Annotated in this window: 11 protein-coding genes; 3 read left to right on the forward strand and 8 right to left on the reverse strand. The window is 59.2% G+C overall.

The window, feature by feature from the left end; genetic code table 11:
- Window positions 1-85: 85 nt before the first annotated feature.
- The 7 genes from ACTNA2_RS05790 to ACTNA2_RS05820 form a co-directional block, all read right to left on the reverse strand.
- Entirely contained in the window at window positions 86-853 is a 768-nt protein-coding gene (locus ACTNA2_RS05790; RefSeq protein ID WP_441048857.1) for a mechanosensitive ion channel family protein, read from the reverse strand.
- 334 nt (window positions 854-1,187) lie between these two features.
- Entirely contained in the window at window positions 1,188-1,982 is a 795-nt protein-coding gene (locus tag ACTNA2_RS05795) for an ABC transporter ATP-binding protein (RefSeq protein ID WP_441048858.1), read from the reverse strand.
- Entirely contained in the window at window positions 1,975-2,898 is a 924-nt protein-coding gene (locus ACTNA2_RS05800) for an ABC transporter permease (RefSeq protein WP_427718394.1), read from the reverse strand. Before ACTNA2_RS05800 ends, ACTNA2_RS05795 begins: the two co-directional genes overlap by 8 nt.
- 203 nt (window positions 2,899-3,101) lie before the next feature.
- Window positions 3,102-4,082: an ABC transporter substrate-binding protein gene (locus tag ACTNA2_RS05805; protein WP_427747699.1), complete on the reverse strand. Its 981-nt coding sequence runs from the start codon at window positions 4,080-4,082 to the stop codon at window positions 3,102-3,104.
- A gap of 158 nt (window positions 4,083-4,240) precedes the next feature.
- Window positions 4,241-5,029: a hypothetical protein gene (locus tag ACTNA2_RS05810; RefSeq protein ID WP_441048859.1), complete on the reverse strand. Its 789-nt coding sequence runs from the start codon at window positions 5,027-5,029 to the stop codon at window positions 4,241-4,243.
- A gap of 250 nt (window positions 5,030-5,279) precedes the next feature.
- Complete coding sequence (gene asnS / locus ACTNA2_RS05815; RefSeq protein WP_441048860.1) at window positions 5,280-6,683, reverse strand: asparagine--tRNA ligase; 1,404 nt, start codon at window positions 6,681-6,683, stop codon at window positions 5,280-5,282.
- A gap of 179 nt (window positions 6,684-6,862) precedes the next feature.
- Complete coding sequence (locus tag ACTNA2_RS05820; RefSeq protein WP_441032162.1) at window positions 6,863-7,426, reverse strand: PTS sugar transporter subunit IIA; 564 nt, start codon at window positions 7,424-7,426, stop codon at window positions 6,863-6,865.
- Window positions 7,427-7,673: 247 nt separating this feature from the next.
- Between ACTNA2_RS05820 and ACTNA2_RS05825 the strand changes: the two genes are divergently transcribed.
- A complete protein-coding gene (locus tag ACTNA2_RS05825; RefSeq protein WP_441048861.1) occupies window positions 7,674-8,573 on the forward strand; it encodes an alpha/beta hydrolase in 900 nt (299 codons plus the stop codon).
- 530 nt (window positions 8,574-9,103) lie between these two features.
- Here ACTNA2_RS05825 and ACTNA2_RS05830 read toward each other — a convergent pair.
- Entirely contained in the window at window positions 9,104-9,733 is a 630-nt protein-coding gene (locus ACTNA2_RS05830; RefSeq protein ID WP_441048862.1) for a GntR family transcriptional regulator, read from the reverse strand.
- A 276-nt stretch (window positions 9,734-10,009) separates the two neighbouring features.
- Here ACTNA2_RS05830 and ACTNA2_RS05835 point away from each other — a divergent pair, with 276 nt between their 5' ends.
- Both ACTNA2_RS05835 and ACTNA2_RS05840 read left to right on the forward strand, forming a co-directional pair.
- Window positions 10,010-10,786, forward strand: coding sequence for a dimethylarginine dimethylaminohydrolase family protein (locus ACTNA2_RS05835; protein WP_117583089.1), 777 nt, complete (start codon window positions 10,010-10,012; stop codon window positions 10,784-10,786).
- A 109-nt stretch (window positions 10,787-10,895) separates the two neighbouring features.
- Window positions 10,896-12,359 carry a basic amino acid/polyamine antiporter gene (locus tag ACTNA2_RS05840; protein WP_441048863.1) on the forward strand — a complete coding sequence of 488 codons (1,464 nt, stop codon included), beginning with the start codon at window positions 10,896-10,898 and terminating at the stop codon, window positions 12,357-12,359.
- Window positions 12,360-12,778: the final 419 nt, after the last annotated feature.

Consider the following 12,778-nt stretch of genomic DNA (forward strand, 5'->3'; position numbering starts at 1 on the left):
ATGAACTATGGTACCACGAATGAAAACCTCCCATTTCCCGATGTCAAAGAAATGGGAGGCAGTTCACTGTCCCCTTTGTGGTGCTTTAGGCGATGATGGGAGCGATAGCGCGGATGCAGGCGTCGGCAGCGGTGAGTGTGGTGCTGTCGTCACTGACGATAAAGATGATCTTGCCCTTGATGCCAAAGTCGCCGATTTCGCTAAAGAGCACGTAGGGCTCCTGGTCAAAGCCCGAGATGGGCGAGACGGCCGTTTTGGTGGCGCTGGTCAGCTCGTCTGCCAGCGCGTCAAGGGAAGCCCATTTAGACGTATCCTTTACGACAACGGGCACGGCCACACGTCCAAAGGGCATCAGATGCACGAGCGTGTCCTTGGAGATGTTGGAGTTGGGCACAATGATGGTCTGCCCGTAGGCATCCTCGATGGTCGTGTGGCGCCAGGTGATGTCCTGGACCACGCCCGAAACGCCGCCAACCTCGATATTGTCGCCGGGCTTGATGATGCCCATAAAGGTCACCTGCATGCCGCCGATAAGGTTCGACAGCGTGTCCTGAAAGCCGAGCGAGATGGCAATGCCGCCGACGCCAAGAGCGGCGACGAGCGCGTTTGCGTTAATGCCAAAGCAGTTGTCGAGGATAAAGCTGCCGCCGATCATCCAGATGACGGCGCGCGCAATGTTGATGAAGATACTCGATGCCGGAAGCGGGTTATCGTCGCGGTTGAGCAGGTGACGCAGCGTCTTGGAAACGACTTTGGCGGCAACGGCGGTGCCTATCGCCAAGATACCAGCCCAGATGATGTTGTGGACCCACCACTGCTCAAAGAAATGAAGAATCGGCTCAAACAATTCCATGTAGGGAAAACCTCCTCATGATCGTTCAACCATGATACCCACCAAAAAGCCCGTCCGATCACAACGGACGGGCCGATAGCTTGAGATGGGGCGTCCGCGGTGGCGTAAGCTGGGGCGCCGGCGAGTACGCTGGCAAGGAGTGCGGCGGTCAAGCAAGACGAGGAAGAGATCCTCTCATGGCAGTTTCCTTAGTTCTTAACCAGTGGTCCCTGCTGACGCTGGATTATCGACATAATATGCGAAAACCGCCGCAAAGGTGCCTGTCCCTTTGCGGCGGTTTTGACGTCTGCGCAGATAAAACCTGCCAAAATCAACCTGTCCCTTTTTGGTAGGTTTAGCTCAGCAGCATGCGGTCGTTGGCGAGCTCGCCGCCCGAGACCTCCTCGAACTTCTGAAGCAAGTCGGTCACGGTGAGCGATTTCTTCTCATCGCCCGCCACGTCGTAGATTACGTGGCCCTCGTGCATCATGATCAGGCGATTGCCCAGACGGATAGCGTCGTTCATGTTATGCGTGACCATGAGCGTGGTCAGGTGGTTCTCGTCGACGATCTCCTCGGTCAGATTGAGCACCTTAGAGGCCGTCTTGGGGTCGAGTGCCGCGGTATGCTCGTCGAGCAGCAGCAGGCGCGGCTTGGTGAGCGTGGCCATGAGCAGGGTGAGTGCCTGGCGCTGGCCGCCCGAGAGCAGGCCGACCTTGGCGTTGAGGCGCGTGTCCAGACCAAGGTCCAGACGCTTGAGCAGCTTGACGTACTCGTCCTTCTCGGCCTTGGTGACGCCCCACGAAAGGCCGCGACGCTGGCCGCGACGCTTGGCGAGTGCCAGGTTCTCGGCAATTTGCATGTCGGCTGCGGTGCCGCGCATGGGGTCCTGGAACACGCGGCCCAGGTACTTGGCACGCTGCGACTCGCTCAGACGCGAGATGTCGGTGCCGTCGAGCTCGATAACGCCCGAATCGAGCGGATACACGCCGGCGATCATGTTGAGCAGCGTGGACTTGCCGGCGCCGTTGCCGCCAATCACGGTTACAAAGTCACCGTCGTTGAGGGTAAGGTCGACGCCGGTAAGAGCGCGCTTTTCGGTGACGGTGCCCTTGTTAAAGGTCTTCTTGACGTGCGAGAGCTTAAGCATCTGCCTCATCCCCCTTCGTGTAGGAGCTGCGGAGCTTATAGCGCTCCCAAACCACGGGCACGCATAGGGCCACGGCGACAATCACGGCGGAGAGCAGCTTCATGTCGTTGGCGTCCATGCCCAGCTGCAGCACGATGGCGCGGATGAGGAAGTACACTACGGAGCCAAAGACGGCGGAGGCAAGACGGACGCTAAACTGCGTGAGACCGCCGGGCAGCAGGCGGCCGAGCACCTCGCCGATAACAATGGCGGCGAGACCGATAACGATGGCGCCGGTGCCCATGCCAATGTCGGCGTACTTCTGGCTCTGGCAGATGAGCGCGCCCGAAAGGCCAATGAGGGCGTTGGAGAGCACGAGGGCGATCATCTTAGTGGAGTTGGTGTTGACGCCCAGGGCACGGATCATGTACTCGTTGTTGCCGGTGGCGCGCAGCGCCGAGCCGATCTCGGTGCCAAAGAACCAATACAGGATGGCAACGATAGCCACGGCGAGCAAGATGCCCAGGATGATGGCAACGGTGGACTGCGGCAGGCCCGTCATATTGCTGACGGCCGAGAACACGGTGCCCTTGGCAAGGATGGGCGTGTTGGATTTGCCCATGATGCGCAGGTTGATGGACCACAGGCTGATCTGGGTGAGGATTCCGGCGAGGATCGCGGGAATCTCAAAGACGGTGGTCAGAATGCCCGTGACCGCGCCCGCAATGGCGCCGGCGCACATGCCGGCCAAAACGGCGAGCAACGGGTCGGCATTGTTGTTGACGATGAGCACGGCGCAGACGCAGCCGCCGAGGGCAAAGCTGCCGTCGCAGGTCATATCGGGGATGTCGAGCAGGCGGAACGTGATAAACACGCCAAGCACCATAATGCCCCAGAGGACACCCTGCGAAACGGCGCCCTGCAATGCAATGAGCATGCTTCATACCTCCTAGGATAGGGTGGACACGTGATTTTCCATAATAGCGGTACCAATGCATAAAAGAGCAGCGGACGGACATTTTGTTTTACCAAAAACAAGCAGGGCGAACGCCGGTCTTTAGCGTTCGCCCCAATGACTCAGATATTGAATAACGCAGCTATGGCGCAAGCGCGTGCCTAGCTGCGTTACCGCGCATGGCGCTACTCGTCTAGAGCGGAAAGGTCGATGCCCAGGGCCTCGGCCATCTCGTCGTTCTTGATGACGACCAGATCCTTGCTCGGGAGGTGCTTGATCGGCATATCCTCGGGCTTGGCCTCGCCCTTCAGAATCTTAACGGCCATCTCGCCCGCGGCGTAGCCCAGGTCCTCATAGTTGATGGAAAGGGTGAACAGGCCGCCGGCCATGCACATGCCCTCCTCGCCGGTCACAAAGGGAAGCTTGTTCTCCTTGCAGATCTGACCGACCTGCGAAGCGCCCGCGGCGATAGTGTTGTCAGTGGGAGAGTAGAGCGCGTCGACCTTGCCCACGGCAGACTCGACGACGGACTGGATCTCGTTGGAGCTCGAGACGGTGAAATCGGTGTACTCCAGGCCCAGCTTGTCGAGTTCCTTCTTGGCGGCCTTGATCTGGACGTCGGAGTTGGACTCGGCGGTGCAGTAGAGCAGACCGACCTTTTTAACGTCGGGCAGGACCTTCTGCATCATCTCGAGCTGCTCGGCGACCGGGGTGAGGTCGGAGGCGCCAGTGACGTTGGTGCCGGGCTTGTCGTTGTCCTGGACCAGGCCGGAGGCGGCGTAGTCGGTGATGGCGCAGCCCACGATGGGGATATCGGCCGTGGCGCCGGCGGCAGCCTGTGCGGCAGGCGTGGCGATGGCGTAGATCAAGTTGACGTTGTCGCCCACAAACTTGTCGGCGATGGACTTACACGTGGACTGGTCGTTCTGGGCGTTCTTCTGGTCGATCTTGACCTTGAGTCCGCTCTTCTTGATGGCCTTGACAAAGCCGTCGTTGGCGGCGTCGAGCGCGGAGTGCTCAGTGAGCTGCAGAACGCCGATGGTGTAGTCGGAACCGGCGGCTGCAGAGCCGGAACCAGAGTTGCCGCCGCATCCGGCGAGCGGGGCCAGTGCGAGCAGGCCGGCGGAGACCAGAAGGCTCCTGCGGCTGATGGTGATGTCGTTCATGTCATTACCCCCAGTATAGAAATTGCTGGAAACACTGCACTCAAACAAAGTGCAAGTGGGTCTATAGTAGCGCCGATGCCCATTTTTTCAACAACCTGTCGGGTTTTTTAATACTGAACCGGATGGACGGCGGGGGATTTGGCGGGCAACGGCAAGACTTAGGCGGCGGGCGCGGGCCGCTCCCCCTCGTCCAGCGCGGCAAAGAGCTTCTTGCCGTCGAGCAGGCGCGTGCTAACGTTTCTCATGCGGCTGACCTCGACGGTGCGTAGGGTGTCGTCGGAGCCGTGCCCGTCGACGACCGTTCCCAGCAGATACGAGACACCGTCTCGCTGTTTGATGGCAAAAGGCCGAACGGTCATCCTCGTCACTTCGATCTTGTCATGTGTCGTGACGCTTGAAATGTCAAAGCTCACCGTGGTTCCGTGGTCGATGGCCCGCTCGATGAGCTCGCAGGTATCGATGCGTTTGGCGGGCGGTCGCGTGGTCTTGGCGGGTTTGCCTTCTGCGCTTGGTGCCGGCTCGGACGTATCGAGGTAGCCGCGAACGTCGGCGCTTGCCATGGCGACCAGATGGCGCGCTATGCTTTTCCTGGTCGCGATGGGTGTGGAGCGGTTGCGCATGACCATGCCATGGAGTCGAATGATTTCCTCGTCGGAGAGCGGTCGGGTGAGAAGTCGGTAACCCGCGCCGCGCTTGTACTCAATCTCGTATCCGGCATGTCGCAGGGCGGAAATCGCGGTATGGATACTGCGCCGCGCTGCCGAGATGGGCATGCGAGCGGGGTCGTCGGGATGGGCGAGACGCTCGATCAGCTCATCGGGAGGAAGCGCTTTGTCCTCACCGGTATGCTCGCTTAAGAGTTGCAGGATGCGCACAGCGCGATAGGCTGCCATGGAAGCAGCACCCCTGGTCGTGGCCTCGTAGTTCTCAACAGCGGGTTTGGCCATTGCGTTCACGTCCTTTCCGTTTTTGGGTGATGACGGTACGGAGCCTAGGACACGGGGTTTGCTGAGGGGCGCAGGGCACTCTGGGTGGTCGGTAGTCGTCGGCAAGCGGCGGATCGAGTTTTCAACAGCCCTGATCAGCTGACCAAAAGCTTGACAAAAGCCTGACGGATGCTGTTGAAAAAAGCGCCCCTCGGCTTGCCGAGAGGCGCTGGTGCGACACGCTGTAACGCGCGGGACGGAGCTGTGGCGATTAGAAATCGGCGTTGCCCACGGTGCGGGGGTGCGGAAGGACGTCGCGGATGTTGCCCACGCCGGTCAGATACATGACCAAGCGCTCGAAGCCCAGGCCGTAGCCGGCGTGTTTGCAGGAACCGTAGCGGCGCAGGTCAAGGTAGTACTTGTACTGCTCGGGGGCCATGCCAAGGTCCTTGATGCGGGCCTCGAGAAGATCCAGGCGCTCCTCGCGCTGGGAGCCGCCGATAATCTCGCCGATACCGGGAACCAGGCAGTCGGCGGCGGCGACGGTCTTGCCGTCGTCGTTCATGCGCATGTAGAAGGCCTTGATCTCGGCCGGGTAGTCGGTCACGAAGGTCGGGCGCTTAAAGTGCTCCTCGGTCAGGAAGCGCTCGTGCTCGGTCTGCAGGTCAATGCCCCAGCTGACAGGATAGTCAAACTTGTGACCGGCGGCGACGGCCTGCTCCAGGATCTCGACGGCCTCGGTGTAGGTGACGCGGGCAAAGTCGGAGTTGGCTACGTGGTTCAGGCGCTCGATCAGGCCCTTGTCCACAAACTTGTTGAGCATGTTGAGCTCGTCGGGGCAAGTGGCCATAACGTCCTTAAGAACGTACTTGAGCATGGCCTCGGCGTTATCCATGTAGTCGTTCAGGTCGGCAAAGGCCATCTCGGGCTCGATCATCCAAAACTCGGCGGCGTGGCGCGTGGTATTGGAGTTTTCGGCGCGGAAGGTGGGGCCAAAGGTGTACACGTCGCCAAAGGCCATGGCAAAGTTCTCGGCATTGAGCTGGCCGGACACGGTAAGGCTTGCATGCTTGCCAAAGAAGTCCTGGCTCCAGTCGACCTCTCCGGACTCGGTGAGAGGCGGATTTTTGGGGTCGAGCGTGGTCACGCGGAACATCTCGCCGGCGCCCTCGCAGTCACTCGTGGTGATGATGGGGGTGTTGACGTAGACAAAGCCCTGCTCCTGGAAGAAGCGGTGGATGGCGGCAGCCGCGACAGAGCGGATGCGGAACACAGCGCGGAACAGGTTGGTGCGCGGGCGCAGGTGCTGCTGGGTACGCAGGAACTCGACGGTTGCGCGCTTCTTCTGCAGCGGGTAGTCCGGGGCGCTCGTGCCCTCTACCTCGATGGAGGTGGCAGAAAGCTCGAAAGGCTGGGGCGCATCGGGGGTCAGCCTGACGGTGCCGGTGCAAATGAGTGCAGCCGAGACGTTTTGGTGGGCGATCTCGTCGTAGTTGCCGAGCGTCTCGCGGTTCATGACGACCTGCAGGTCGCGGAAGCAGCTGCCGTCGTTGAGCGTGACGAAGCCAAAGTTCTTCATGTCGCGGACGGACTTGACCCAGCCGGCGACAGTGACGGCCTTGCCGCCGAGCGACTCGGAATCGGCATAGAGCTGCGCGATTTTGGTGCGGTTCACGTATCCTCCCATAGCGGTTGAATGATAGTTATCCATACAGTTCGATATTCTAGCAGCTCGGCTCATTTGGGCTATACAGATAAGGTATTGACGGGACGGTTTTCAAACGAAAAGCGCCCGCGGCCAGATGGTCGTGGGCGCTTGGCGTGTTGCCTATTGGCTGTACGGCGCAGGACTCGTTACTTGGTCTTAGCCACCAGCAGCGGGTCGCCCAGCTTGACGAGCGGGTTGCCGCCGATAAGCGTTCCAGACTCGCCGACATGGTCGATGCTCTTAAGACGATCGAGCTCGGAGATGATGACGGTCACGATGTCCTCGTGGCCAGCGGCCTTAATGGCATCGCGGTCGAAACTGATGAGCGGCTGGCCTGCCTTGACCACATCGCCCATCTCGACAAAGCGGGCAAAACCCTTGCCGTTCATTTGTACGGTGCCCAGGCCGACATGGATGAACACGCGAAGGCCGTCCTCGGTGATCATGCCAATAGAGTGGTTGGTGACGGTGGTGGCGCCGATGCGGCCGTTAGCGGGCGCATAGATGGTGCCGGTGATGGGCTCGATGCCGTAGCCCTGGCCGAGCATACCCGAGGCGATGGTCTCGTCGGGAACCTCGTTTAGATTGACGAGTACACCGTTAACGGGAGCGTAGATGACGCCTTCGCGGGTGGCGAAGCTTGCCGCGGGCGGTACGGACGCCTCGCCCGACGAGTTGAACGTGGACTTGAGCGAATCGAGCAGACCCATAGATGCCTCCAACGTATCAAGTGCGCATGTGGCGCACGCGTAGTTTTGCCGGAAACGTTTCGTGTGTGTTTACCGGCTCGGTCAGCGTCTCTATTTTACGCTGCTCAACGACGGCCCTGAGCTGGGATTATGTGATATATCAGTTGAAGGGAACTTATTGCGGATACGTTTCGATGCCGTGCGTCCAAGTGGGGTACGCTTGAAGGCGATACATAACGTGCGCATGAATCGCGCGAAGGGAGCATATATGATCGTCGAGAGCCATGCGCTGTGGGGCGAGGAGCCGACCGAGGAATATCCGGCGACGTTTACCTATATGGGGGCCGAACCGCTGCCCGGCAAGCCCAATGGTCGTCGCCCGGCAGTGATCATCTGCGGCGGAGGCGCGTTTACGCACATCGCCCCGCATGAGCAAGATCCGGTGGCGTTTGCCTTTTTGGATCACGGGTACCAGACCTTTGTTCTCAACTATGTCACGAGTGGCACGGGTGACGTGAGCTTTCCGCACCCCCAGGCAGATCTTGCCAAGATGGTCGCCACGGTTCGTGCGAATGCCGACGAGTGGCATGTCGATCCCAAGCGCGTGTGCGTTGTGGGCTTTTCGGCGGGCGGCATGATTTGCGCCTCGCTGGCAACGCAGTGGAAGACCGGTCCCTTCGCGGCACTTGCCGGGGCGCGTCCGGACGACATTCGTCCCGATGCCGTGGTGCTGGGCTATCCATTGCTCGACTTTGCCTATGTCCGCGACATGCAGACGCGCGATCCGCGCATCGACTTGCGCGTGCCCAAGACAGGCGGCAAGACGGGGCGCGATTTGCTCAACGACTACCTGTCGATGGTGACCGGCGGCGAGGCCACCGAAGAGCACCTGGCCGATATCTGCCCTACCACGCATGTTTCGCGTCAGATGCCGCCGACCTTTGTGTGGGGCGTGTCCGATGACAAAACAGCGCCGATCGCGCAGGTCTATCCGTTTGCTCAGCGCATGGCCGAGGAGGGCGTCGCTTGCGAGATGCACGTCTTTGACCAAGGCGGTCACGGCCTTTCGCTCGGCAATGCCAATACCGCGGTCGACAACGAGGGCAAGCAGGTGGCGGTTCGCCCTTGGATTCGCCTAGCCTTCCGCTTCCTGGAGCGCCATCTGTAAGAGTAAGAGGGCCAGCCCCATCCCGTCCCTCATAACTTGCGGTGAAATAGTTCCTGTTTTTGCTGGTTAAAGCCCCAAGCAGGAACTATTCCACCGCAACTTCGTTTTGATGCCCGGGCCGGAAACCGCGTCCCAGTTTTGCCCCTCAAGGTGGGATACAGTTTCCCGCAGAGGGTCGATCGGGAAAATGCGTCCCGGTCTGAGCGACGATTCCGGGATGCATTTTCCGCAAGATGCCTCAACTGGAAAACGCATCCCGTTTCGGGCGTGAATTCCGGGATGCGATTTCCCCAAGGGGCCCCATTGGGAAGCTGCATCCCAGAATTCGCCCGGATAGTGGGACACGGTTTCCGGAAGGGTGTCGTTTGAGAAGCTGCGGCCCGGAGTCCCGCCGTTCGGTTGCTCCGCATCCTACTTATTGGCGCAAAGTAACCTGCTCCCATTGCACCAATGATCCCTTGGTGACGGAGGGAAATGAATCATTTTGAGCGGCGGTGCCAAGAATTGGTCCGCTACCGCCCGCTGCTTTCCTACCAAACGGTGAACTGGGCGTTCTCCGTGTTCCAATGGACATCGCGTACGTAATCGCGCACGCCCGCCGCGTCCCGCGCTTCGAACAGTTCAAGAATATGGGCATGTTCGGCATTGGCTTTATCGAGCAGCTTGCACGCCGTCTCTTGATCGACAGTCTCGTAATCGCGTTTGATAAAGCAGCGCTCGAGCTGCGCAATCATATCGCGTAGACGATCGTTGCCGCAGCGGTTGAAGTACGTCAGATGAAAGTCTCGCTGAATGTCGTCGTACTTTCGGATAAGACCGCCTTGGATCGCAAGGTCCATGGACCCAACCAAAAACTTCAGCTGCATGATGTCCTCTTTGGTCAGGAGGGGACAGGCGAGGTATGCCGCCTGCCCATCGAGCGGCCCCATAATCTCAAAGACTTCAACGGCGTTTTGTTGATCGAACCCACGGACACGGAATCCGCGACGGGGGAGATTGTCCAGGTAGCCATCGCTTGCCAGCTGAATGAGCGCCTCGCGAACCGGCGTGCGCGACACGCCCATGGCATCGCAGATCGCTTGCTCGCTCACGCGGTCGCCAGCCGAAAGCTCGCCGGCATCTATGCGGCTCGAAATATAGTCGTATACATGATCCTTCAAGGGTCTTCTGAGCGTTTCCATGAGCTTGTGTTCCTCAACTGTATATTTTCAAAATTAAATACGTTTCGCTTGAATAGCTCAGTTGAATTATAGAACGACCAGTTAAATCGCGCTACTTTGCGCCGATAGGTGAGAATACGCTTACCGATGAATACCTACCGTTCAGGATTGTATACAATATACAAAATAGGAAAACCGCCTTAAGATAAAGCCATCGAAAGGAAGGCGGGCGCAAAGAAGTCCCGCTCTCTGCTAAGAGATCCAAGGAGGATCATCATGACCAAGTTCAGCCACGTCATCATCCGTCGTCCCGGCAAGTCCCTGAGCAATGGCATCACGAGTGCCCCCGAGCTTGGCCAGCCCATCTACGAGCGTGCCATCGAGGAGCACTACGATTACGAGCATGCGCTCGAGCAGTGCGGCGTTGACGTGTCGGTGCTGCCGGCGCTCGAGCAGTATCCCGACAGCTGCTTTGTCGAGGATCCGGCCGTCATCACTCGCTGCGGCGCCATCATTACCAACCCCGGTGCCGACAGCCGCAACGGCGAGAAGGACGAGATCGAACCAGCCGTCCGTCGCTTCTTTGACGACGAGCATGTCAAGCACATCGTTTCTCCGGGTACGCTCGACGGCGGCGACGTCATGATGGTCGGCGACCATTTCTACGTCGGTCGCTCCGCTCGCACCAACGAAGAGGGCATCCGCCAGTTCTGTGAGATTCTCGAGGGCTGGGGTCTCGAGGGTTCCGAGGTTCCGCTGGAGGAGGTCCTACACCTCAAGACGGGCGTCAACTACATCGAGGACAACAACATGCTCGTTTCCGGTGAGTTTATCGATAAACCCGACTTTGCCCAGTACAACAAGATCGTCGTGCCCGAGGACGAGGCTTACGGCGCCAACTGCATCTGGGTCAACGGTACGGTCATCGTCGCCGAGGGCTATCCGACCGTGCTCAAGGCCGTGCAGGATCTGGGCTACAAGACGCTCGTCGTCGATACCTCCGAGTATCGCAAGGTCGACGGCGGCCTTTCTTGCCTGTCGCTGCGCTTCTAACGCGATAGCTGTAACAGTCTGATGATCGCTTGACCGATGGCCCGGCACCCGATTCGGGACGTCCGGGTCATCTTTCGTTCGATCACATGATGAAGGGGGTGCACATACAATGGCCTCTAAAGTTCAAAACGACGAGATTATCGACCCTAATGGCCTCGATCTCTTTCGTCTGACCATGATGGTCATTACCGCCAGTATTTGTGGCGGTATCTTTTCGCTTGCCGGCGATATGGCAGCAGGCGGGGCAAATACCGGTGCGGTTATCGTCTCGTGGGGAATTTGCTTTATCGGCGTCTTTGCGCTGATGATGGTGTTCAACGGTTTGTCTCAGGCTCGTCCCGACCTGACCGGCGGCATCTATGCATACGCTGCGGCTGGTTTTGGCGATTACATTGGATTCAACTCCGCCTGGGGCTACTGGATCAGCGCATGTCTTTCCAACGTGAGCTTTGCGCTCTTGCTGTTTAGCGCGCTGGGCTATTTCTTCCCTGCGTTTGGCGCGGGCAACAACCTGCTTTCCATCGTCTGCGCCAGCGCGTTTTTGTGGTTCCTTACCGTCCTTGTGCTTCGTGGCGTTAAGGAGGCTGCGGGCATTAACACTATCGTCACGTTGGCGAAGCTGGTGCCGCTGGGGCTCTTTGTGCTGAGCATCGTGCTCCTGGGTAAGTTCAACGTCGATATCTTTATGGACAACTTCTGGGGAGAGCCGGCTGGTCCTGGCTTTGGCGAGCAGGTTGTCTCGACCATGATCGCCCTTGTCTGGGTCTTCACGGGCATCGAGGGCGCTGTCGTTATCTCGGGCCGTGCAAAGTACGTGCGTGACGTCGGCCGCTCGACGGCGCTCGGATTTGCGGCTGTATTTACGCTGTATCTGATCATCTCGATGCTGTCACTCGGCATTATGCCGCGCGAGGAGATGGCGCAGCTCGCAACGCCCTCCATGGCGGGAATTCTCGAGTGCGCAATCGGTCCGGTTGGCGCTGCCATCGTAAACCTTGGCGTTATCCTTTCGCTGGTCGGCGCGCTGCTGGGCTATGTCATCATTGCGTCCGAGACGCCGTTCGAGGCGGCGCGCCAGGGATCCTTCCCTCTGGCGTTTGCCAAGACGAACAAGCACGACGCCCCGGTGGTAACGGTTCTTGTGAGCTCCGGCATCACGCAGCTCTTCTTGATCGTGTCGTATGTGGCGGCGAGCACCTACCAGTTCTTCTATAGCTGCGCAGTCAACACGATTCTGGTTCCGTATGTCTGCTCGGCTGCCTATTACATGGTGATTGGCTGGAAGAACGAGCATCTGGACGGGCCGCATGCGCCCAGCGTCGGCAAAGCCCGCTTCTTCGGTACGCTCGGCTTCATCTACACATTGTTCCTGGTGTGGTCGACGGGTCTTCAGGGCGTTATGATCACGACGATTCTTTTTGCTCCGGCCATTCCCGTCTATATGTTGGGCGAGCGAGGTCGCGGTAAGCCGGTGCTTCCGCATCTGCACGACAAGCTGATCGCAGCGGTGGTCATTATCGTAGCAATCATTTCGCTGTATCTGCACTTTGCCGGCATTGCGCCGATTGTCTAGGACTTCGGTAAGCTTCATCGCTTGGCAAGCCGGCTGAGGCATCGCGTGCCGGTGCCGTTCGGTAATCCATAACTGACGTGGGCCTCTGTAACGTACCTTTGTGAGCGCCCACTAAACCCGCGCAGGTGACTACTGTTGCCTGCGCGGGTTTTTGCAGTTGTGGTGAAATGCTGCCGGCAGCTGGGGACGTTCCTATTGCTGGCACTCTGGGACACTCCTTGGATGATCCGCATACAACGGAGGAAAGCGGATGATTTTGACGAGGGGCGGGCGGCTGTTTCGGTCCTCGGGGAAACCACGTCCCGTTTCGGGCACAGATTCCGGGTCGCAGTTTCCTCGAGGGGCTCGATCGGGAAAATACGTCCCAGTCTGAGCGCCTATTCCGGGACGCAGTTTCCGCTAGAGACCTCAGTCGGAAA

Origin of the sequence: Collinsella sp. HCP28S3_E9 (genome assembly GCF_052065455.1) — a bacterium.
Classification (GTDB): Bacteria; Actinomycetota; Coriobacteriia; order Coriobacteriales; family Coriobacteriaceae; genus Collinsella.

What these genes read in the sequence shown, in the direction of transcription:
- ACTNA2_RS05795 (WP_441048858.1), bottom strand. Translation starts at nt 1,982, where the DNA reads ATGCTTAAGCTCTCGCACGTCAAGAAGACCTTTAACAAGGGCACCGTC.
- ACTNA2_RS05840 (WP_441048863.1), top strand. Translation starts at nt 10,896, where the DNA reads ATGGCCTCTAAAGTTCAAAACGACGAGATTATCGACCCTAATGGCCTC.
- ACTNA2_RS05825 (WP_441048861.1), top strand. Translation starts at nt 7,674, where the DNA reads ATGATCGTCGAGAGCCATGCGCTGTGGGGCGAGGAGCCGACCGAGGAA.
- ACTNA2_RS05820 (WP_441032162.1), bottom strand. Translation starts at nt 7,426, where the DNA reads ATGGGTCTGCTCGATTCGCTCAAGTCCACGTTCAACTCGTCGGGCGAG.
- ACTNA2_RS05835 (WP_117583089.1), top strand. Translation starts at nt 10,010, where the DNA reads ATGACCAAGTTCAGCCACGTCATCATCCGTCGTCCCGGCAAGTCCCTG.
- ACTNA2_RS05805 (WP_427747699.1), bottom strand. Translation starts at nt 4,082, where the DNA reads ATGAACGACATCACCATCAGCCGCAGGAGCCTTCTGGTCTCCGCCGGC.
- ACTNA2_RS05790 (WP_441048857.1), bottom strand. Translation starts at nt 853, where the DNA reads ATGGAATTGTTTGAGCCGATTCTTCATTTCTTTGAGCAGTGGTGGGTC.
- ACTNA2_RS05810 (WP_441048859.1), bottom strand. Translation starts at nt 5,029, where the DNA reads ATGGCCAAACCCGCTGTTGAGAACTACGAGGCCACGACCAGGGGTGCT.
- ACTNA2_RS05800 (WP_427718394.1), bottom strand. Translation starts at nt 2,898, where the DNA reads ATGCTCATTGCATTGCAGGGCGCCGTTTCGCAGGGTGTCCTCTGGGGC.